The following is an 18,683-nucleotide window of genomic DNA, read 5'->3' on the forward strand; positions in this document are numbered from 1 at the left end:
TCAACGCTCAGGACTCATAACTCACGGCTCCGCGCAACTCCCACCACGCCTGCGGCAGCATCAGGAGCTTGCGCGTCCCGCTGACGTGCGCCCGGCGGCGGAAGTTGTCGTAGTCACCGCGTGCGAGGTCGTCAAGGATGCCCTCGTAGGCGCGGGCGGCGGCCTGCACGGCGTAACGGGCACTGCCGTGCAGGCAGGGAATCCCCTCGCGGCCCTCGGCGTACCACGCGCGGGCGAGGCCGGAGAGGTGCGTCATCAGGGCGCGGTAGCCGGGCGTGACGATGCCGCGTTCCAGTGTGGCGCGGGTGACGCCGTACTCCTCCAGCAGCGAGACGGGGAGGTACACCCGCCCGCGTTCCAGGTCCTCGCCCACGTCACGCAGGATGTTGGTGAGCTGCATCGCCTGACCCAGCATCAGGGCGTGGTGGAGGGTGCGCTCGCCGCCGCTGTAGCCGCTGATGGGCGCGATCATGAAGCCGACGACGCCCGCGACCCGGCGGCAGTACAACGTGAGGTCGTCCATATCGCGGTACTCGTGCCCGGCAAGGTCCATCCGCAGCCCCTCGTGCAGTTCCGCGAAGGCGGAGAGGGGAATGGGATGGCGCGCGGCGGCCCAGGCGAGCGCCGTGTCGATGGGGTGCGTGGCCGGTTCGCCCGCGAAGGCCCCCTGCACGCGCTCCCACCACAGGCCGAGGCCGCGCTCTGCCGCCGCGCCCGTCCACTCGTCCACCACATCGTCGCCGTCGCGGCAGGCGGCGTACACGGCCCACACCGCCTCGCGCTGGCGGGCCGGGAAGAGGCGCGACCCCAGGTAGAAGGTCTTGCTGTGTTCCCGCGTCACCTCCCGGCAGTGCGCCACCGCCTCCGCCAAGTGGGGCGTGAGGGGAGGAGCAGGGACGGCAGGGGCGGAGGTCACGGTCAGAGATTCCTTTGAGGCGAGTGTAAGCGGGAGGGCAGGGTGCGAACGTCACGCTTTCTTACAGAGACCTTACAAGAGCCGTCCCGAGAAGTGCCCTACCAACCCCGGAGAACTGACACCCGAAACTGCGACGGCAGAGACAATTCCCCGCCCTTCGAACCCAGTGTGGCGGCCCGTGGATACATCCCTCGACCCCTAGCCTCCCTTCACATACCGCTCGAACACCACCACGCCCACCCGCAGCCCATCCATGCGAATGCAGCCGGGCAACTGCCGACCCACCCACGCCGGATCGGGAAAGCTCAGGCCGCCGAGCGCAGGCCGGGACAGGAAGCGCTGGAGGGGACCACCCGTCCGGCCCACGTACATCAGCCACAGTTGCCCGCCGGGCCGGGTCAGGCGCGCAAGTTCGGCGAGGAGGCGGGCGGGGTCGCGCGTCTCGTTGAGGGTGGCCCCGACCGTCACCCCGTCGAAGGCCGCATCCGGCAGCCCGCCCGCCTCCAGGTTGGTGAGGAGCCAGTCTATCTGCCCGGAAGGCTCGCGCCTGACCCCTTCTGCGAGCATGGCGGCGCTGAGGTCGGCGGCGAGGACCCGGCACCCGGCCCGCGCCAGCACCCCCGCGTAGAAACCCGCGCTCGTGCCCGCGTCCAGCCAATATTCACCGGATTGTGGACGACACAGGGCGGTGAAGAGGGCCGCCTCCCGCCCCAGGGGGAAGGGTTCGCCGCTCAGGAGGGTGAGCGACCACGCCCGCCACGCCATATAGCCGCGTGCGGTGAGGGGGAGGAGATTGCTGCGCTGGGCGAGGGTGAGAGGGGTGTCTGTGGACGCCGGGGCCGGGTTCAGGGTTTCTTGGCTCTGGCGCGGTTGCATGGTGGGGTTCATTATGCTGGGCGCAGTCGGCCCGACCCCCGCGTGGGGCAGGGCTGGTGGGTGGAGGAAACATGCAAGAAGAACGCAAGAGCATGGGGGGCGCACTCGTCGACGTGTTCGACGCGGGCGTGACCCTCGTGAAAACCGAGGTCCGCGCGCTGCTGCGGCAGGTGGGCGACGTTGCCAAAGCCAAGGGCATCGGCGTGGTGCTGCTGCTCGCGTCGGTCGGGCCGCTACTGCTGGGGCTGGTGTTCCTGATCCTCGCCGTGTTCTACGGCCTGATCCGCCTCGGCCTCGGCGCGTGGGCCGCCGCCCTCCTCATCGCCCTCGTGGGCTTCGCCATGACCGCAGGGCTGATCTTGCTGGGATTGAAACGCCTGAGCACCGAGGTCCCGAAGGAGGACACCCGCCCCAGCACCCGCAGGAGCGGACCCATGACCGAGGACGAGGAGTTGGAGGCCCGCTATCAGGCCGAGCAGGCGGCGAAGGCGAAGGGGAACGCGTCCTCGGGGACTCCGACTGCGGGAACTTCGACAGTGGGAACACAGGGGCAGCGCCAGGACGAGCGCAAGACGGTCAACCTGAGCACCGGGCAGGTCGGTGCGGCCTCCGGGGCCGTTATCTCCAGTGCCGTCGCCTCCGGTTCCGTCTCCCCCGGCGCGGCCTCCGACCGTCCGGTCCCGACGACCATGCCCCGCCGGGTCAGCACGACGGGCGAACTGGCGGCGGGCACCCAGGACACGCCCGATCAGAGCGACAACATGCGGAGTTCCGGCCTGCCCGATACCGGCACGCGTGGCAACGCCATCCAGCGGCAGATGGAGGAGGACCGTCAGCGCAACGTCTCCCGGCCCGGCCTGAGCACCTCTGGCTTCACCTCGGGGGAGGGCGGCGTCAACGCCAGCGACCGGGGCGAGGGGATCAAGACGCCCCTGACCGAGCAGGAGGCCGTCTCCAGCGGCACCGAGCTGCGCGGCACGGACGGGGGACAGGTGCGCCTCCCCGTGTACGAGGCCACCGAGGACGGCGAGGCGCAGGTCTACGGCAGCGGCCTGAACAAGAAGCTCGACGGCACCGAGACCCACAATGCGGGCGCGGGCGGACACGGCGGGCACGACAAGCCCGACCCCAACATCCGGAATCCGGTGGTCCTCAAGGACGCGCCCGGCATCAGCGTGAGCACCCAGCCCACGTTCCAGGACGACATGAAGAAGGAGGGGTACTGAGATGACGGGCGATTCCTACCGCAGCGAGCGCGAGGAGGCCCGCGAGCGGCTGCGCGAGAGCCTCGACGCCCTCGCCGAGCGCACCAACCTTCAGGTGCAGATGCAAAAGGAGCCGCTGAAGATGCTCGGCGGTGCCTCGGCGGTCGGTGCCCTCATCGGCGTGGTCGCCGGGCGGCAACTGCGCCGCAGCAAGAAGATTTACGTGGACGCGGGCAGCCCGGTCAAGGACCAGAAGGCCTTCCTCAAGGCCCAGCAGCGGCATCAGGGCAAGGGCGGCGGCGTCGGCGGGGCGCTCGTGGCGACGCTGGGCACGCTCGCCTTCAAGGCCCTTCAGGACCGCGTGATCACGCCGAGGCTGGAGGAACTGGCGAACAACCTGATGGAGCGTGCGGGGCAGCAGCAGGGGCAGGCTGGAACGGTACAGTCCAAGCCTACTGAGTCCAAACCCGCTCAGGCCCGTCCGGCGCTATCCCGACCCGCCCAGACTCAGGCGGCGCAGCCCCAGACGACGTCATTCCAGACATCGGGGAGCCGCCCCGCTCCCGATTGGGCCGGGAAGCCCACCCAGGGTGGCAAGGCCAACGTGCAGCCCGTCATCCCGGCCCGTCCGCCCGAGGGGGGCACGGTGAAGCCCGTCAGCACGGGCGGCGCGGCGAGCTTCCTCAAGAACCCGGCCCCGGCGGGCGGTCCTCCCGACCCGGCGAGCGCCACGGGCAGTCAGGCCCTCAACGTGACGGCGAGCGACCTGCCCAAACCGGCGGGCACGGTGGAGGCCAAAGCCCAGGGCAGCGCCATCGCCCCGGAGGAGAAGGTCAACCCGAACATCTCTTGAGCTGGCGGAGTTGCCAGTCGCCAGCCTCCAGTCGCCAGCCTCCAGTCGCCAGGAAGAGCATCAGTTCCCAACTCCCCGGAACCCACCGCGCAAAGGTGGGTTTTTTTGCTTGGGCGGCCCACGGCTCTGCTAGGTTGGGGGACATGACCGCGACCCGCAGCACCCGCCAGCGCGACGTGATCGCCCGCGTCCTCGACGGCGCGGAGGGGCCGCTCGCGGTGGGGGACGTGCTCGCGCGGGCGCAGGCGGACCTGCCGGGGCTGGGCGTCGCCACGGTGTACCGCACCCTCAAGCTCCTGACCGAGCAGGGGCGCATCCACCCCGTCACGCTGGACGGCGAGACCCGCTATGAACCCGCCGGGCGCGGCCACCACCACCACTTCTCCTGTACGGCGTGCGGGCGCGTCTACACCCTCCACACCTGCCCGGTCGCCCTGCCCAACGGCACGGTCTATCCCGGCGGTTTCATCGTGGAGGCGCACGAGGTCACGCTGTACGGACGGTGCCCGGCGTGCGCGGCCCCCGCGTGAATCAGGTTGGTGAGCGGGTTTCTCAGGGCGTCTTCAACGCGTAGCCGATACCGCGCACCGTGCGGATGATGCCGTAGCCGTCGAGGTCGCGCAGCTTGGCGCGCATGTTCGCCATATGCACGTCCACGACGTTGGAGTTGCTCGGCAGCTCGCCGTTCCAGACCTCGCGCTCGATCTCGGCGCGCGAGTAGACGCGGCCCGGCTGCCGGGCGAGGAAGGTCAGGAGGTCGAACTCCTTCGGTGAGAGCCGGACCTCGTGGCCGTTGTAGTGGCACAGCCTCTTTTGCGGGTGGATTTCCAGCGCCCCGATGGAGATGACCTCGCCGTGCTGCTGGTGCCGAAGCTGCACCTTGACGCGGGCGACCAACTCCTCCGGGTGGAAGGGCTTGGTCATGTAGTCGTCGGCACCCGCCTCCAGCAGATTCACCTTGCGGTCCACGGCGTCCATCGCGGTCAGGATGATGATGGGCACGCTGCTCGTCTTGCGGAGTCTCCGGGCGATCTCCGCCCCGTCGAAGTCGGGCAGGCCGAGGTCGAGGATGACGAGTTCGGGGCTGTTCTCGCGGGCGCTGGTCAGGCCCGTCACCCCGTCCGGGGCGGTGAGGACCTTGTACCCGGCCTGCTCCAGCTCGTACTGGACGACGCGGGTGATGTCGGGGTTGTCTTCGATCAGCAGGATACGTTGGTCCATGAGGTGTGCCTTCTCCTAGGGGGTGAGACCCGTTTCCCGCCATCGTAGGGGCGAGGGTGAGGCGGGCGGGAACTGACGCGGTTTATGTTCCTTTAATGCCAATCTGGAAAAAGAACGGTTGAGCGCGGGTTTTTTTGTTTATGAGCACAGACTTTTTCCATTGCCAACTTTGGAAAGCCGTTGGGTATGCTGCCCCATGCGTTCCATCGGCGACCTGCGGACGGCGGCGGCGGGCCTGCCGCACTCGCGCGAGACCTTCCCCTTCGACGCGACTACGCTCGTCTTCAAGGTGGGCGGCAAAATGTACGCCCTGACGAACATCCTCGCGGACCCACCGGGTCTGTCGGTCAAGGTGGCCCCGGAGCGCGGCGAGGAGTTGCGCGCCGAGTACGACGCCATCCAGCCCGGCTTCCACCTCAACAAACGCCACTGGGCCACGGTCACGCTGGACGGCACGGTGCCGGATGCGCTGCTGCGGGAGTTGCTGGCGGGCAGCCACGCGCTCGTCGTGCGCGGGATGACGCGGGCCGAGCGCGCGGAGCTGGGGCTGTCCTGAGCGGTGGGTCAGAGGCCTTCCCCGAAGAAGCGCCGCTCGGCAGGGCAGGAACAAGAGAGAAGCCGGAGCGTCCAGCCCCGGCCCCTCGCTCCGGTCGAGCCGGTACGCCTAGAACGCCGTCTCCAACGCCGAGAGCGCCGCCTCGGGGTTCTGAATGCCCGCCTGCGCCATATCGGGCCTGCCCCCGCCCTTGCCCCCGGCGGCGGCGGCGAGCCTGCCCACGAGTTGCCCCGCGTGCGCGCCCCGGCCCACCGCGTCCTTCGTCGCCTTGACCACCAATCCCCTATCGCTGGCGATCACGGCGAGATCGGCCCCGCTGCCGTCGAGGAGCTTGTCGGCGGCACCGCGTAGCTCGTTGCCCTCGATGCCGGAGAGCCGCAGCGCCGCGACCCGGAAGCCGCCCAGCTCGCGCACCTGCTGGGCCGCCCCACCCCCGCCCATCTGCGCCTCGGCGAGTTGACGACGGGCCTGGGCCGCCTTGAGCTGTGCCTGCAAGCCCGACACGCGCCCCTCCAGCCCGTCCAGACCCGTGTTGAGCAGCCCGGCCACCCGGCCCGCCGTGGTCAGCCGCTCGCGCACCCACGCGGTCGCCGCCTCGCCCGCCAGCGCTTCGATGCGCCGCACGCCCGCCGCCACGTTCTCGTCGGACACGATCACGAAGGCCCCGATGTCCCCGGTGCGGGTGACGTGCGCGCCGCCGCACAGCTCCTTGCTCGTCACGGTCTGCTCTCCGAAGGGCACGCCGCCCTCCACGCTCACGACGCGCACGGTGTCGCCGTACTTCTCCCCGAAGAGGGCCGTCGCGCCCGCCGCCCGCGCCTCCTCCAGCGGCATCTCGCGCCACGTCACGGGGAAGTTGGCGATGACCCAGCGGTTCACCAGCCGCTCGACCGACGCCACCTCGTCCGCGCTCAGGGCCGCGCCGTGCGAGAAGTCGAAGCGCAACCGGTCCGGCGCGACGAGCGACCCCGCCTGCCGCACGCCCGACCCCAGCACCGCCCGCAGCGCCGCGTGGAGGAGGTGCGTGGCCGTGTGGTGCCGCTCGGTCGCCTGACGGTCGGGGGCGACCACCGCGCGCACGCTCACGCCGGGGGTCAGGGTCCCCTCCTCCACCAGCACGTCATGGAGGAAGACGCCGCCCGCCGTCTTGCGGGTGTCGCGCACCACGCCGAGGCCGCCCTCCCACTCCAGCCGCCCCGTGTCGCCGACCTCGCCGCCGCCTTCCGCGTAGAAGGGCGTGCGGGAGAGAACGACGGTCGCCTCGCTGCCCGCCGTCAGGTGGTTCAGCCGCTCGCCCGCGCCGACGAGGGCCAGCACCTCGCCCGACGTATCCAACTCGTCATAGCCGACAAATTGAGTGGGAGCCAGCCCCTCCAGCGCCTCCTCGCCCCCGCCGAACAGCTCGGACTTGCCGTACTTGCTCCCGGCCCGCGCGAGTTCCTGCGCCTTTTCCAGGCTCTCGGCGTACCCGGCCTCGTCCACGGAGACGCCGTACTCCTCGGCGATCTCTTTGGTCAGGTCGAGGGGGAAGCCGTAGGTGTCGGAGAGGATGAAGGCTTCCTCACCGGAGAGGACCGAGCCACGCTCCAACCCTTCCAGGAGTCCGCCGATGCGACCTATCCCACTTTCCAGCGTCTTGAGGAACCGCTCCTCCTCCGCCCGGATCGCTGCCGTCACCCGCCCCTCCTCCTGCACGAGTTCGGGGTACGCGCCGCCCATGCCCTGCACGACGAGGGGCACGAGCTGGTAGAGCGTCGGCTCGCGCAGGCCGAGGAGGTAGGCGTGACGGCTCGCCCGGCGCAGAATCTTGCGGATGACGTACCCACGCCCGGTGTTGCTCAGGGCCACCCCGTCCGCCACCGTCATGCTCACGCTGCGGATGTGCTCGGCGACGACACGGTGAGAGACGCTGACCTCGCCCTCGTACGGCTTGCCGCTGAGTTCGGCCACCCGCTCCACGATGGGTTTGAAGACATCGTTGGAGTAGAAGTCGGGCACATCCTGAACGACGCTCGCCACGCGCTCCAGCCCCATGCCGGTGTCGATGTTCTTGAAGGGGAGGTCAAGCAGGACGGGCGTGCCGTCTTCCTTCGGGTCCTGGCGGTCGTACTGCGGGAAGACGAGGTTCCAGACCTCCAGAAAGCGGGCGCTCTCGCGGGTCCGCGCGTAGTCGGCCCAGGTGTCATCGCCGTAACTCGGTCCCCGGTCGTAATAAATCTCCGAGCACGGCCCACACGGCCCGTTCGGTCCCTTGAGGGGCGCGTCGGCGGGCCAGAAGTTCTCGTCCGCGCCGAAGCGGTGGATGTGGCCCTCGGGCAGGCCAATCTCGCGCGTCCAGTACCCATGCGCCTCGTCGTCGTCCTCGTAGATGGTGACGTACATGCGGGCCGGGTCCATGCCCATCCACTCGGGGCCGGTCAGGAACTCCCACGCCCAGAGAATCGCCTCGCGCTTGAAGTAGTCCCCGAACGAGAAGTTGCCCATCATCTCGAAGAGGCTGAGGTGCCGCCGCGTGCGCCCCACGTTCTCGATGTCGCCCACGCGGATGCACTTCTGCGCGGTCGTCACCCGCCTGTTCTCGCCGTGGCCGGGGAACTTGGCAGCGGCTCCCATGAACTGCGGCTTGAAGGGCTGCATCCCCGCCACCGTGAAGAGGGTCGTGGGGTCGGGGGCGATCAGCGAGTGGCTTGGCAGGCGCAGATGCCCCTTGCTCTCGAAGAATTGCAGGTACTTCTCCCGAATTTCAAAGGTGGTGAGGGGCGCGGTCATGGCGGAAAGTATAGGGGTGGGGGTCGGCGGCGAATCCGCCGGGAGCACGGTGGGGAGGGAGAGGGAGGCGAGATGATGGAGTTGGCCGCCTGGGTGTCCGCCTTCGCCTGATTGAATGACGGCGGGGATTGGAAGATTGCGTTTTTTGGGGGCCAGGCCCGCTTCACCCCCTCCCGGCCTCCCCCCTCAAGGGGGAGGAGCTAAGAAAGCCGGAGCCTCCGCTCTTTTGCTCCCTCTCCCCCGGTGGGAGAGGGCCGGGGTGAGGGGGCGACGTGACGACTCAACTGCCCAACTCCCCGCCCACAGCCAACAAGGCGGCCCGCCCACTGGCAAGCCGCCCCACCTCAACTCCTCACAACTCCTGCTCAGTCCAAGTCCACCGCCCACCACGCTTCCCTCTGCGCGGCGAGGCGGGAGCGCGGGTCGCCGAGGGTGCCGAGGGCGTGGGTGAGGCCCTGCCAGTCGGTTTCGCTCATGGGATCGATGGCGAGGGCGCGCTGGTGGAACATGGCGGCGTCCTTCGGGCGTCCGGCCTGCGTGGCGGCGCGGGCGGCGAGGCCGAGGATGCTGAACTGCTTTTGCTCCAGCCGGGCACGCACGTCGTCCACCCACGGGCTGTCGGCACCGGGGAGGAAGTTGCCGTACATGCCCACGAGTTCGCGCAGTTCCTCTAGGCCCAGGGCACCCTGCTCGGCCTGCGCGGTGAGGAGTTCGTAGCGTGACACGTCGTAGGTGGGCGTCAGGTCGGCGGCGAGGGCGTAGCGGCGGTTGGTGCTCACCACGGCCTCGTTGCTCAGGCTGCGGCGCAGGCGGTGGAGGGTGGTGTGGAAGAGGCTGCTCGCGCGGGCCTCGTCCTTTTCCGGCCACAGCGCCTCGGCGGCCTCCCAGGAGGTGACTTCCCTGTGCTCCAGCAGGTAGAAGAACAGCTCCAGCGCCTTGCGCGACACCCAGGAGACGGCGGTCCCCTGCCACATGACCTGCGCGGTGCCCAGACCCCTGGCCTCCATCACGCTCTCGCTCTGGAGGGTCAGGCCCGCGCGGCGCAAGCGGGCGTCCACGGCGGTCGTCAGGTCCTGCGGGGTGAAGGGCTTGGGAAGGTAGTCGTCGGCCCCCAGATTCATGCCCCGGCGCACGTCGCCGCGCTCGGCATGGCTGGAGAGCAGCACGAAGGGCAGGGCGTTGAGCTGCGCGTGCGTCCGCACCTGCTCCAGAAACTCCAGGCCCGTCATGTACGGCATCACCACATCGCTGATGACGAGTTCGGGGGTGAACACCTTCAGGAGATCGAGGGCCTCGACGGGATGGCGGCTGGTGCGGACCTCATGCCCGGCACGAGTGAGAATGACGCTGATGAGTTTGAGGATGGCGGCGTCGTCATCCACCACGAGGATGCGCGGCATATGCACCAACTCTACCCGGCATGTGAGAACCGTGTATGGAAAACCCGTCATTTCTCACTCGACCTTGTGTTCGGCTTTATGAGCGGTCTAGAGAACTTCTGCCCAGAGTTGCAGATGTGGCGAAAAAACCTCGTCTATGAGCCGTTCTACACCCCACTTCCGCAGAGTGAGAAGATCGTCCCCAGAAGACCCCAGCCCCCTCCCCTTGATGAGAGAAACGACACGGGCGTTTGAAGGCTCCTCCCCTCCAACCCAGGCCAAGTCTTCGTGGCGCTCGCCTGGGAAGGAGGAAGTCCCGCCACGGGTGCTCTAGGCTGAGAGGGTGACTGCACGTCCTGACCTGACCGTAATTCACGCGCGCACGCTGACCCTCGACGATGCCCAGCCGGAGGCCAGGGCCGTGCTCGTCGGGGGGGGGCGGGTGCTGGCGGTGGGCACGCGCGAGGAGGTGGCCGCCCTCGCGCCGCGCGCCGGGGTGCTCGACCACCGCGACCTGCTGCTGACGCCGGGGCTTTCGGACGCCCACATCCACCTTGTCGGGTACGGCTTCTCCCTGTCCGAACTCGGGCTACAGGGGGCGAGAAGCGTCTCCGAGGTGCAGGCGAAGCTCCTTCAGCGCACGATGAACACGCCCGCCGGAACGTGGATTCGCGGTGGCGGCTTCCTGCTCGGCGAGCTGGGCCTGAACGACTACCCGGCGGCACAGGCACTCGATGAGGTCAGCCCTCACCACCCGGTCTTGCTGTACTCGCGCGACCTGCACCTCGCCTGGGCGAACTCGCTGGCGCTGCGGTTGGCGGGCGTGACGGGGGCGACCCCGGACCCCGAGGGCGGGCGGATCGTGCGGCCCCTCGGCACCCTGCTGGAGAACGCGACCGACCTCGTGGCGCGGGCCATGCCTGCCCCCAGCGAGGCGGAGTACCTGCGGGCGGCGAGGGCCGGGGCAGATGATCTCGCCGCGCGGGGCTATGTCAGCGCGCACACGATGGCGTCGGAGGACGCTCAGGCCCCCCGCGCCCTGCAAGCGCTCGCCGCGCGGGGGGAACTGCCGCTGCGGGTGTGGGCCTCCCTCCCCCACGAGCGGCTGGACCATGCCCGAGAGCTGGGGCTGGGGCAGAGTGTTTCCAGAGAGGGGCCGGGTGGCCTCTTCCAGTGGGGCGGGGTCAAGTTCTTCGCGGACGGGGCGCTGGGCAGTCGCACCGCCTGGCTGCACGCCCCCGGCTTCGCGGACGGCAGCGGCACGGGCATTCCGCTCGACTCGCCCGCCCTCATCCGCGAGCGGGGGGCGGAGGCGCTGCGGCTGGGCCTCTCCCCCGTCACGCACGCCATCGGCGACCGGGCGAACACGGAGGTGCTGGACGCCTACGACGGCCTGCGCGACCTCGCGGCGCGGAGGGGCGTCCCCCTGCGGATCGAACACGCCCAGCACCTCCGCCCCGAGGACCTGCCGCGCTTCCGGGGCATCGCGGCGGGGGTACAGCCCATTCACCTGCTCGCGGACGGCCCCCTCATCCGCTCGCTGCTGCCGCATCTGGAGGGGGAGAGCTACGCCTTCCGCCGCCTGCGGGACGCCGGGGCCATCCTCGCCTTCGGGTCGGACGCGCCCGTCGCGCCACCGGAGTACCGCGCCAACTTCGCCGCCGCGATCACCCGCCGCGACGACGAGGGCCAGCCCCTCGCGTCGGGGGAGGCGCTGACCGAGATGGACGTGCTGTGGGCGCACACACGCGGCCCCGCCCTCGCCGCCGGGTGGGACGACGAGGGCGTTATCCGTCCCGGTGCCCGCGCGGCCTTCACGCTCTGGGACCGACTGGGGGGGAATGCGCGGGCGCTGGTGCTGTAGGCGGAGGGCCTGCCAGAGCTGGTCTTCCTGCTTCATCCGGCGCTCTGCCCTCCGGGGGACTACCCTCCGCCTGAGGTGATCTTGATGACGGTGCTGCCTCTCCTTGACGTTCCCCTCCGTTCTGCCCGCGCGGCCCGGTGGCGGCGCGGCGACTCTCAAGGATGCACCGCATGTTCAAGCTCGAAACCGCCAGGCTGGTCCTGGTCGCCACATCCCTGCAAGTGATCGAAACGCGCCTGGAGCGTGAGACCTTCACCATGCCCATCGAAGTCGGCCCGGAGACGTGGGACGTGACCTTTCCCGCCGAGTGGCCGGGCGACTCACTGGACCTCTTCCCGATGCTCGCCGAACAGCTTCGGACCGCTCCCGAGACGGTCCCGTGGGGCGGCCTCCTGATCGGGAAGGCCGACCGCGCCGTGGTCGGTGGGATAGGTTGCAAGAGCCTGCCCGACGCCTCCGGCACGGTCGAGATCGGCTACGGACTCAACCCCTCGGCCTGGGGACGCGGCCTCGCCACCGAAGCGGCGCACGCGCTGACCGACTGGGCGCTCACCCAGCCGAACGTGCGGCGCGTCACCGCCGAACGCCTGGACACGAACATCGGCCCGGTGCGAGTGCTGGAGAAGTCGGGCTTCCGGCGCGTCGGCGAGCGCCACGACGAGGAAGAGGGCGGCCTCCTGATCCTGTGGGAGCGGACGCGGTAAGCCGTTGCCGACGCGCCGCGCTCGACCCCCACATTCGAAGGAAAAGGGCGACCCAGATCAATTCCCCAGACTGCCCCCTGTTTTGGTTCGCCTCAATTCCGACCGGCGACCCTACTCGTCCTCTCCCAGCGGCTTCATCGGCTCCATCGGTTTCATCCCACCTATGCCGCCGCCATCTTCGACCTCGCTCAGCTCGATCTTCGCAGCACCGCTCAGGTCGGGGGCCTGTTCCAGCGAGCGCACCCCCTGGCGGCTGATCTCGATGTACGTCTTCCCGTCGCCCTCGATCTCCAGCACAGCACGCCCGGAGATTTGCCACAACGTCGGCGCGGCCTTCCACGCCCCGGTGGTCAGGCCGCTGCCCTGATTCTGCCCGCCCTTGTGGACCTGAACCTGGGTCTGCCCGCCCTCGTTCTCCACCGTCACCGTCGCGCCGTCGCCGAGCGTTCCCTGGTAGGCCATGCCGCAGGGTAAGGCGCAGGACCGAGCAAAGAGAAGGGCGGCGGCCTGGGAAGTCCCTTAAGCCGCCGCCCTCTGCTTGCCCTACGCCTCCACGTCCTCCGGCAGCTCCGCGTTGGAGTACACGTTCTGCACGTCGTCGAGGTCCTCGAGCGAGTCGATCAGGGTCATGAGCTTTCGCACGTCATCCCCGCTCACCGCGACCGTGTTGCTGGGGATCATGGTGATCTGCCCGCTCTCGGCCCGGAAGCCCGCCGACGCCAGCGCGTCCTGCACGGCGTAGAGGTCGTTGGGCGCGGTGCTGATCTCCAGGCCGTCCTCGGACTCCTGAATGTCGTCGGCCCCATGCTCGATGGCGGCCTCCTGGGCGGCCTCCGAGGCGTCGGGGAGGAGGATCACGCCCTTCTTCTCGAACTGCCACGCGACCGAGCCGCTGGTGCCCAGGCTTCCACCGCGCTTGTTGAACACGGCGCGAATGTCGGCCACCGTGCGGTTCACGTTGTCGGTCAGGGTCTCGATGAAGATCGCCGTGCCGCCGGGGCCGTAGCCCTCGTAGGTCACTTCCTTGTACTCGGCGGCTCCCTCGGCGGCCCCCACCGCGCGCTTGATCGCGTTCTCGATGTTGTCGGCGGGCACGGTGTCGGCCTTCGCCGCCGCGATGGCGTTTTTCAGGCTGAGGTTCGCCGCCGGGTCGCCGCTGCCGCCCGACCGCACCGCCGCCTGAATCGCGCGGATGTGTTTGGAGTACATCGCGCTCCGCTTCTTGTCGTTCGCGCCCTTCTTGCGCTTGATCTGCGCCCATTTGCTGTGACCGGCCATGTTCAATGTCTCCTTGCTGTGTCCCCTACGGGCTGTGTCCTCAAGGGCTGTGTCCCTCATGGGAAACGCGCTCTCCCGGGACGGCGGGGGCGCGTGATGCAAAGCATTCTACCGCGTCCCTCTCAGGTCGATGGCAAGCGTTCGGCAGCCTGCGCTCACTCCCCCTGCCCCCCTCCCCCATTCGCGTACCGTGCCCGCTCCTCCCCCGTCGGCGGCTCGTACCAGCCCAGCCACTCGTCCAGTTCCGCCCGCGTGACGGGGAAGGTGTTCGGCGGCAGGGCCCGGTTTCTCGCCTCCAGCCGCCGCCACAACTCCTCCAGCGGTACGTCCAGCACGTGCAATTCCACCCGGACGCCCAGCGCCTCGCCACGTGCCCGGAACTCCTCGCGCTCTGCCCGCGACCACAGCCCGTAGTCCAGCACCACGCTTACGCCGAGGGTCAGGGTCCGCGCCGCCACGCCCCACAGGAGCTGGCCCTCCAGCACGTCCCGCTTCCCGTCCGCCTCACCCGCGCCGAAGAGGGGCGTCATCCACTCGTCGGGTGTGAGGCGCAGGGCCGCGTGTTCCTCCTCCAGCCGCCGCGCCAGCGTGGTCTTGCCGGAGCCGGGCAGCCCGACGAGGAGGTGGAGGGTGGGCACATGCAGAATCCTAGAACGGCAGAAGCCCCGTCATGAGGTAGACGCTGCCCCTCCTGCCGTTCAACCCCTCCAACTTGTTGAAGCCCTCGATTCCGCCGTCAATCCGGCACAGCTCCGTACCCCCCTCCAACCGACACTCGACGGTATGTGTCTTACCGTCCAACGTCTGCATCTGACCTGATCGCAATTCGGAGGCGAGGAAGATATTGGCACGGGCGTACTCCTCCGCCTCCACCGAGGTCAGGAAGTCGTTGAGGCTGACTCCCTTTCCGGCCAGTGACTCGGTGATCTCTGGCTCATCCTCTCCGTTGACGAGCAGAACAGTCACCTCTCCTTGCACCGTGCTCAGAACGGGCAGGATGGCTTGGCAGCCCAATGCCCTCTCACGGGCACAGAGCGCCACGTAGTCCCGCGCATCCGGCGGCGTGTAGAGGTCGAGGCCGGGGCTGCACGCCGACAACAGGGCAGCGGTGAGAACGGCGTGCCTGAGCTTCATAACCCCAGGATAGGACTGCGAATCAACGGAAGGCCCCCGCCACCCTCTCCGGGCACAGGGGCCTCCTCTCCCTCACTCCTAACCCCTTCCCCTCACGCGAACTGCCCCAGCACCTCCTCCAACCGCGCCTTCTGTGCCCCGAAGTCCGCCACCCGCCGCCGCTCCTCCTCGATGACCTCGGCGGGGGCGCGGGCCACGAAACCCTCGTTGCCCAGCTTGCCCTGCGCCTGCCTGATCTGCTTGTCGAACTCGGCGAGGCGCTTGCGCTGCTTGGCGAGCCAGTCCTGCACGTCCACGGTGCCCTCCAGCGGCGCGCGGACGGTCACGCCCCGCTCCACGGCGGAGAGGGTGCGGCCCTCCAGCGTGTCCTCCAGCGTCACGCGGGCGATGCCCTCCACCACGCGGGCGTTCTGCCGCACCACGGCGGCGAGGTCGCCCTCCACCACCACGCCGAGGCGGTCTTGCGGCGCGAGGCCGAGTTCGCTCTTGAGGCTGCGGGCGGAGGCCACGGCGGCGCGCAGGGCGTCGAAGGCGCGGGTGGCCTCCGCGTCGTGCAGGGCCGGGTCGGGCTGCGGCCACGAGTGCAGGGCGAGTTGACGGCGGTGCCCCAGCGCGGCGTACAGCTCCGACGTGATGAAGGGCATGAAGGGATGCAGCAGCTTGAGGATGTGTTCCAGCACCGCCTTGAGGGTCGCCAGCGTGCCGAGCCTTCCCTCCGCGAGCGCGGGCTTGGCCGCCTCGATGTACCAGTCGCAGAACTCGTCCCAGGTGAACGAGTACAGGGTGCGGATCGCGGCCCCGATGTCGTACTCCTCAAGCTGGGCGGTCGCCTCGGCGGTCACGGCGTCCAGGCGGCTGATGATCCAGCGGTCGGCCAGCGTGGTGAGGTCGGGACGGGTGCGGAGGTGGGCGAGGGCGTCGCGGCTGCGGAGCATTTCGCCCTCCTGCGGGTCCACGGCGGCGCGCACGTAGCGGGTCAGGGCGTCGTCTCCGGTGAGGTTGGGCACCCCCTCCGCCAAACGCAGCAGGGCGAAGCGGGCCGCGTTCCACAGCTTGTTGGTGAAGTTACGCCCCTGCTCGAAGCGGCGGGGGTCGTGCCGGATGTCCTGCCCGCCCGTCGAGAGGCTGGTGAAGGCGAAGCGGCAGGCGTCCACCCCGTAGGTGTCGAAGAGTTCGAGGGGGTCGATGCCGTTGCCCTTGCTCTTGGACATCTTCTGGCCCTTCGCGTCGAGGTACAGGCCGTGAAGCATCACCGTGGAGAAGGGGACCTGCCCTGTGAAGTGATACCCCGCCATCTCCATGCGCGCCACCCAGAAGAACAGGATGTCGTACCCCGTCACGAGCACCTGCGTCGGGTAGAACTTGCGGAAGTCCTCGGCGTCGGTGTCCGGCCACCCCAGCGTCGAGAAGGGCCAGAGGTTGGAGGAAAACCACGTGTCGAACACGTCGGGGTCACGCCGGAGGGTGAGGTGCGCGTACCGGGGGTCCTGATCGCAGTCGAGGTCGGGGGTCTCGGGGTCGGGCACGTAGACGCGGCCCTCGTCGTCGTACCACGCGGGAATCTGGTGTCCCCACCAGAGCTGGCGGCTGATGTTCCAGTCGCGGATGTTCTCCAGCCAGTCGCGGTTGACCTTCGTGTACCGCTCGGGCGTGAGCCGAACCTCTCCCGCGTCCAGCCCGGCGAGCACCTGCTCGGCCATCGGCTTCATGTGGACGAACCACTGCGTAGACACGATGGGTTCCACGGGCACCTTCGTCCGCTCCGAGAGGCCGATGGCGGTGTCGTGGTCCCTCTCCTCGATGAGGTCGCCGGACTCGGTGAGGGCCGCCACCACCGCCTTGCGCGCGGCGAAGCGTTCCATGCCCCGGAAGGCTTCGGGCACGAGGTCGCCAGCGAGGTTGCCGTGCAGGTCGATCACACTGGGCCGCGCGAGGCCGTGCCGCTCCCCGATCTCGAAGTCGGTCGGGTCGTGGGCAGGCGTGATCTTCAGCGCCCCGACGCCGAACTCCCGCTCCACCGCCTCGTCCGCGATGATGGGGATGGAGCGGTCGGTGAGAGGGATGCGTGCCTGCTTGCCGATGAGGTGCGTGAAGCGCTCGTCCCCCGGATGCACGGCGATGGCCTGATCCGCGAAGATCGTCTCCGGGCGCACGGTGGCGATGCGGATTTCGCCGGGGTCTCCGTTGCTGGCGGGCGTGGTCGGGTCCTCCAGCCTGTAGCTGAGGGTCGTCATCTTCCCCTTCCGCACTTCCCGGTCGATCTCCAGTTCCGAGAGGGTCGTCTGCGCCGCCGGGTCCCAGTTCACGATGCGCTCGCCCCGGTAGGCCAGCCCCTCGTGGTACAGCCGCACGAACTGGGCGCGCACGGCGCGGGAGAGGCCCTCGTCCATCGTGAAGCGTTCGCGCGTCCAGTCCACGCTCACGCCGAGGCGAGTGAGCTGGTTCAGGATCATGCCGCCCGACTCGGCCTTCCAGTCCCACACGCGGTTCAGAAAGCCCTCGCGCCCCAGGTCGAAGCGGGTCAGGCCCTCGTTCCCCAGTTGCCGCTCCACCACCACCTGCGTGCTGATGCCCGCGTGGTCCATGCCGGGGAGGTACAGCGCCTCGAAGCCCGCCATGCGCTTGAAGCGGATCAGCGTGTCGATGAGGGTGTTGTCGAGCGCGTGCCCGAGGTGCAGGTTGCCCGTCACGTTGGGCGGCGGAATGACGATGGTGAAGGGTTCCCGACCGCTGCTCGCGTCCGCCCGGAACGGCTCGGTGCGCCAGCGGGCGGCCCACGCGGGTTCGATGGCGATGGGGTCGAAGGCTTTGGCAAGGGTGCCGGAGTTGGCCTCGGTGGTGGGGTCGTGGGTCGTGTCAGTCATGGTCGTTGTTCCTCGGCAGGAGCGGAACTCTGGGAAGGTGGAAGCGGGGGGCGTGAACGGCCAGGGTAGGGATCATGGCAACCTCCAAACGAAAACGCCTCGTCCGCCGGAACTTTCGCTCCGAGTGCGGACGAGACGAGGCACATGCCCTGATCCCGTGGTACCACCGCCGTTCCGGCCCGTATGCGGGCGCGGCGCTCGTGTGCGCGCTGACGGGCGCTCCCGGACGGCTCTACACACCCCCAGGGGGCTTCTGCCGTCACGCTCGCGGGCGACTTTCCCCGGCGGCCCTCCCGACCCCGCTCTCAGTCACGGCGCGGTCTTCCTGTGGGCGCACCTTCCGGGTACTCCTCCCGGTCACTGCAAGGCTCAGTATAGGAAAAGCCGTCCGGCGAGACTATGGGCCAGGTGGCGCAGTGGTGGGGGGCCTCTACCCCAGCTCGATCAGGCCCGCCGTCAGGAAGGGGCGCAGGGTCTCCAGTGTGGCCTGGGGCGAGCCGCCCGCCCGCTCCAGCACGGCGCGCAGGGACAGACCGTCCCCGATGTGGCTCAGGGCGACGAACTGGGCGCGCGTCACGGGTTGCGCCTGCGTCCAGCGCGGCGTGAAGCGCAGGGGCCGCTCCCAGTCGGGAAAGACGCGCAGGAGTGCGCCCCAGCCGTCCGAGTCCACGATGAGCTGGCGCAACGCCGCGTCCCGCCGCAGCGCGAGGGTCTGCTCGGGGGCCACGCCCGCCGGGTCGAAGGTGAAGGTGCCCCCGTCGAGGCTGCTCAGCAGTTGGAGCGCCGCCTCGCCCGAGAGCGCCCCCGCCCGCGCGTGAACGAGTTCGCCCGGCCCCAGCCACAGGTCGCCCCCCCGCACGTGCGTCACGCTCAGCCGCCCGCTCCGCCCGCTGGACAGCAGCATCTGCATCACCGACAGGAAGGGGAATACCGCGAGGTCGCCGCGTACCATGAGACGAGTCTAAAGGCTGATGGGCCAAAGGTCTAACCGTCTGACCGTCTAACCGTCGAAGGCCGAAAAGGTTCTGCCCACGGAGAGAAAGGCAAAAGGAGCCACGCGAACG

18 protein-coding genes are annotated in these 18,683 nt (G+C 69.4%); 7 read left to right on the forward strand and 11 right to left on the reverse strand.

Annotated features, from left to right (window positions below; genetic code table 11):
* Positions 1–7: 7 nt before the first annotated feature.
* Together V3W47_RS11330 and V3W47_RS11335 are read right to left on the reverse strand one after the other, a co-directional pair.
* Positions 8–916 (reverse strand): phytoene/squalene synthase family protein, encoded by a 909-nt coding sequence (locus V3W47_RS11330; protein WP_442877222.1) that lies wholly within the window; start codon positions 914–916, stop codon positions 8–10.
* Positions 917–1,114: 198 nt separating this feature from the next.
* Positions 1,115–1,792, reverse strand: coding sequence for a class I SAM-dependent methyltransferase (locus V3W47_RS11335; RefSeq protein WP_331825318.1), 678 nt, complete (start codon positions 1,790–1,792; stop codon positions 1,115–1,117).
* Positions 1,793–1,863: 71 nt separating this feature from the next.
* Here V3W47_RS11335 and V3W47_RS11340 point away from each other — a divergent pair, with 71 nt between their 5' ends.
* From V3W47_RS11340 to V3W47_RS11350, 3 genes are all read left to right on the forward strand, one after another.
* Positions 1,864–3,018, forward strand: coding sequence for a phage holin family protein (locus V3W47_RS11340; RefSeq protein WP_331825319.1), 1,155 nt, complete (start codon positions 1,864–1,866; stop codon positions 3,016–3,018).
* A 1-nt stretch (position 3,019) separates the two neighbouring features.
* Positions 3,020–3,850 carry a hypothetical protein gene (locus V3W47_RS11345; protein WP_331825320.1) on the forward strand — a complete coding sequence of 277 codons (831 nt, stop codon included), beginning with the start codon at positions 3,020–3,022 and terminating at the stop codon, positions 3,848–3,850.
* A 143-nt stretch (positions 3,851–3,993) separates the two neighbouring features.
* Positions 3,994–4,380, forward strand: a complete 387-nt coding sequence (locus V3W47_RS11350; protein WP_331825321.1) for a Fur family transcriptional regulator — start codon at positions 3,994–3,996, stop codon at positions 4,378–4,380.
* 22 nt (positions 4,381–4,402) lie between these two features.
* Here the strand turns inward: V3W47_RS11350 and V3W47_RS11355 are convergent, their stop codons facing one another.
* On the reverse strand, positions 4,403–5,071 hold the full coding sequence (locus tag V3W47_RS11355) for a response regulator transcription factor (protein ID WP_102127617.1): 669 nt from the start codon (positions 5,069–5,071) through the stop codon (positions 4,403–4,405).
* Positions 5,072–5,267: 196 nt separating this feature from the next.
* Between V3W47_RS11355 and V3W47_RS11360 the strand changes: the two genes are divergently transcribed.
* Entirely contained in the window at positions 5,268–5,627 is a 360-nt protein-coding gene (locus V3W47_RS11360; RefSeq protein WP_331825322.1) for an MmcQ/YjbR family DNA-binding protein, read from the forward strand.
* A 108-nt stretch (positions 5,628–5,735) separates the two neighbouring features.
* On the opposite strand, the gene alaS is transcribed toward V3W47_RS11360, so the two are convergent.
* Positions 5,736–8,396: an alanine--tRNA ligase gene (gene alaS, locus V3W47_RS11365; protein ID WP_331825323.1), complete on the reverse strand. Its 2,661-nt coding sequence runs from the start codon at positions 8,394–8,396 to the stop codon at positions 5,736–5,738.
* Between the two features lie 365 nt (positions 8,397–8,761).
* Positions 8,762–9,796, reverse strand: coding sequence for an AfsR/SARP family transcriptional regulator (locus tag V3W47_RS11370; RefSeq protein WP_331825324.1), 1,035 nt, complete (start codon positions 9,794–9,796; stop codon positions 8,762–8,764).
* Here V3W47_RS11370 and V3W47_RS11375 point away from each other — a divergent pair, their 5' ends adjacent.
* From V3W47_RS11375 to V3W47_RS11385, 3 genes are all read left to right on the forward strand, one after another.
* Positions 9,797–10,030 (forward strand): hypothetical protein, encoded by a 234-nt coding sequence (locus V3W47_RS11375; RefSeq protein WP_331825325.1) that lies wholly within the window; start codon positions 9,797–9,799, stop codon positions 10,028–10,030.
* An 88-nt stretch (positions 10,031–10,118) separates the two neighbouring features.
* On the forward strand, positions 10,119–11,639 hold the full coding sequence (locus V3W47_RS11380) for an amidohydrolase (protein WP_331825326.1): 1,521 nt from the start codon (positions 10,119–10,121) through the stop codon (positions 11,637–11,639).
* Between the two features lie 170 nt (positions 11,640–11,809).
* Positions 11,810–12,343, forward strand: coding sequence for a GNAT family N-acetyltransferase (locus V3W47_RS11385; protein WP_331825327.1), 534 nt, complete (start codon positions 11,810–11,812; stop codon positions 12,341–12,343).
* A gap of 111 nt (positions 12,344–12,454) precedes the next feature.
* On the opposite strand, the gene V3W47_RS11390 is transcribed toward V3W47_RS11385, so the two are convergent.
* The 6 genes from V3W47_RS11390 to V3W47_RS11415 all read right to left on the reverse strand — a co-directional run bounded on the left by V3W47_RS11390 (position 12,455) and on the right by V3W47_RS11415 (position 18,571).
* Positions 12,455–12,805, reverse strand: a complete 351-nt coding sequence (locus V3W47_RS11390) for a hypothetical protein (protein WP_331825328.1) — start codon at positions 12,803–12,805, stop codon at positions 12,455–12,457.
* Positions 12,806–12,886: 81 nt separating this feature from the next.
* Positions 12,887–13,621 (reverse strand): YebC/PmpR family DNA-binding transcriptional regulator, encoded by a 735-nt coding sequence (locus tag V3W47_RS11395; RefSeq protein ID WP_331825329.1) that lies wholly within the window; start codon positions 13,619–13,621, stop codon positions 12,887–12,889.
* A gap of 155 nt (positions 13,622–13,776) precedes the next feature.
* Positions 13,777–14,259, reverse strand: coding sequence for a P-loop nucleotide/nucleoside kinase family protein (locus V3W47_RS11400; RefSeq protein WP_331825330.1), 483 nt, complete (start codon positions 14,257–14,259; stop codon positions 13,777–13,779).
* A 10-nt stretch (positions 14,260–14,269) separates the two neighbouring features.
* The gene (locus tag V3W47_RS11405; protein ID WP_331825331.1) at positions 14,270–14,755 is read right to left on the reverse strand and encodes a hypothetical protein; all 486 of its coding nucleotides are present in this window, start codon (positions 14,753–14,755) and stop codon (positions 14,270–14,272) included.
* Between the two features lie 92 nt (positions 14,756–14,847).
* On the reverse strand, positions 14,848–17,619 hold the full coding sequence (locus V3W47_RS11410; protein WP_331825332.1) for a valine--tRNA ligase: 2,772 nt from the start codon (positions 17,617–17,619) through the stop codon (positions 14,848–14,850).
* Between the two features lie 430 nt (positions 17,620–18,049).
* Positions 18,050–18,571: a DUF4388 domain-containing protein gene (locus V3W47_RS11415; RefSeq protein ID WP_331825333.1), complete on the reverse strand. Its 522-nt coding sequence runs from the start codon at positions 18,569–18,571 to the stop codon at positions 18,050–18,052.
* Positions 18,572–18,683: the final 112 nt, after the last annotated feature.

The sequence above is a fragment of the Deinococcus sp. YIM 134068 genome (assembly GCF_036543075.1).
Lineage (GTDB): Bacteria > Deinococcota > Deinococci > Deinococcales > Deinococcaceae > Deinococcus > Deinococcus lichenicola.

What these genes read in the sequence shown, in the direction of transcription:
- V3W47_RS11345 (WP_331825320.1), top strand. Translation starts at nt 3,020, where the DNA reads ATGACGGGCGATTCCTACCGCAGCGAGCGCGAGGAGGCCCGCGAGCGG.
- V3W47_RS11370 (WP_331825324.1), bottom strand. Translation starts at nt 9,796, where the DNA reads ATGCCGCGCATCCTCGTGGTGGATGACGACGCCGCCATCCTCAAACTC.
- V3W47_RS11415 (WP_331825333.1), bottom strand. Translation starts at nt 18,571, where the DNA reads ATGGTACGCGGCGACCTCGCGGTATTCCCCTTCCTGTCGGTGATGCAG.
- V3W47_RS11385 (WP_331825327.1), top strand. Translation starts at nt 11,810, where the DNA reads ATGTTCAAGCTCGAAACCGCCAGGCTGGTCCTGGTCGCCACATCCCTG.
- V3W47_RS11340 (WP_331825319.1), top strand. Translation starts at nt 1,864, where the DNA reads ATGCAAGAAGAACGCAAGAGCATGGGGGGCGCACTCGTCGACGTGTTC.
- V3W47_RS11390 (WP_331825328.1), bottom strand. Translation starts at nt 12,805, where the DNA reads ATGGCCTACCAGGGAACGCTCGGCGACGGCGCGACGGTGACGGTGGAG.
- V3W47_RS11360 (WP_331825322.1), top strand. Translation starts at nt 5,268, where the DNA reads ATGCGTTCCATCGGCGACCTGCGGACGGCGGCGGCGGGCCTGCCGCAC.
- V3W47_RS11375 (WP_331825325.1), top strand. Translation starts at nt 9,797, where the DNA reads ATGCACCAACTCTACCCGGCATGTGAGAACCGTGTATGGAAAACCCGT.
- V3W47_RS11410 (WP_331825332.1), bottom strand. Translation starts at nt 17,619, where the DNA reads ATGACTGACACGACCCACGACCCCACCACCGAGGCCAACTCCGGCACC.
- V3W47_RS11335 (WP_331825318.1), bottom strand. Translation starts at nt 1,792, where the DNA reads ATGCAACCGCGCCAGAGCCAAGAAACCCTGAACCCGGCCCCGGCGTCC.
- V3W47_RS11355 (WP_102127617.1), bottom strand. Translation starts at nt 5,071, where the DNA reads ATGGACCAACGTATCCTGCTGATCGAAGACAACCCCGACATCACCCGC.
- V3W47_RS11395 (WP_331825329.1), bottom strand. Translation starts at nt 13,621, where the DNA reads ATGGCCGGTCACAGCAAATGGGCGCAGATCAAGCGCAAGAAGGGCGCG.
- V3W47_RS11405 (WP_331825331.1), bottom strand. Translation starts at nt 14,755, where the DNA reads ATGAAGCTCAGGCACGCCGTTCTCACCGCTGCCCTGTTGTCGGCGTGC.
- alaS (WP_331825323.1), bottom strand. Translation starts at nt 8,396, where the DNA reads ATGACCGCGCCCCTCACCACCTTTGAAATTCGGGAGAAGTACCTGCAA.
- V3W47_RS11350 (WP_331825321.1), top strand. Translation starts at nt 3,994, where the DNA reads ATGACCGCGACCCGCAGCACCCGCCAGCGCGACGTGATCGCCCGCGTC.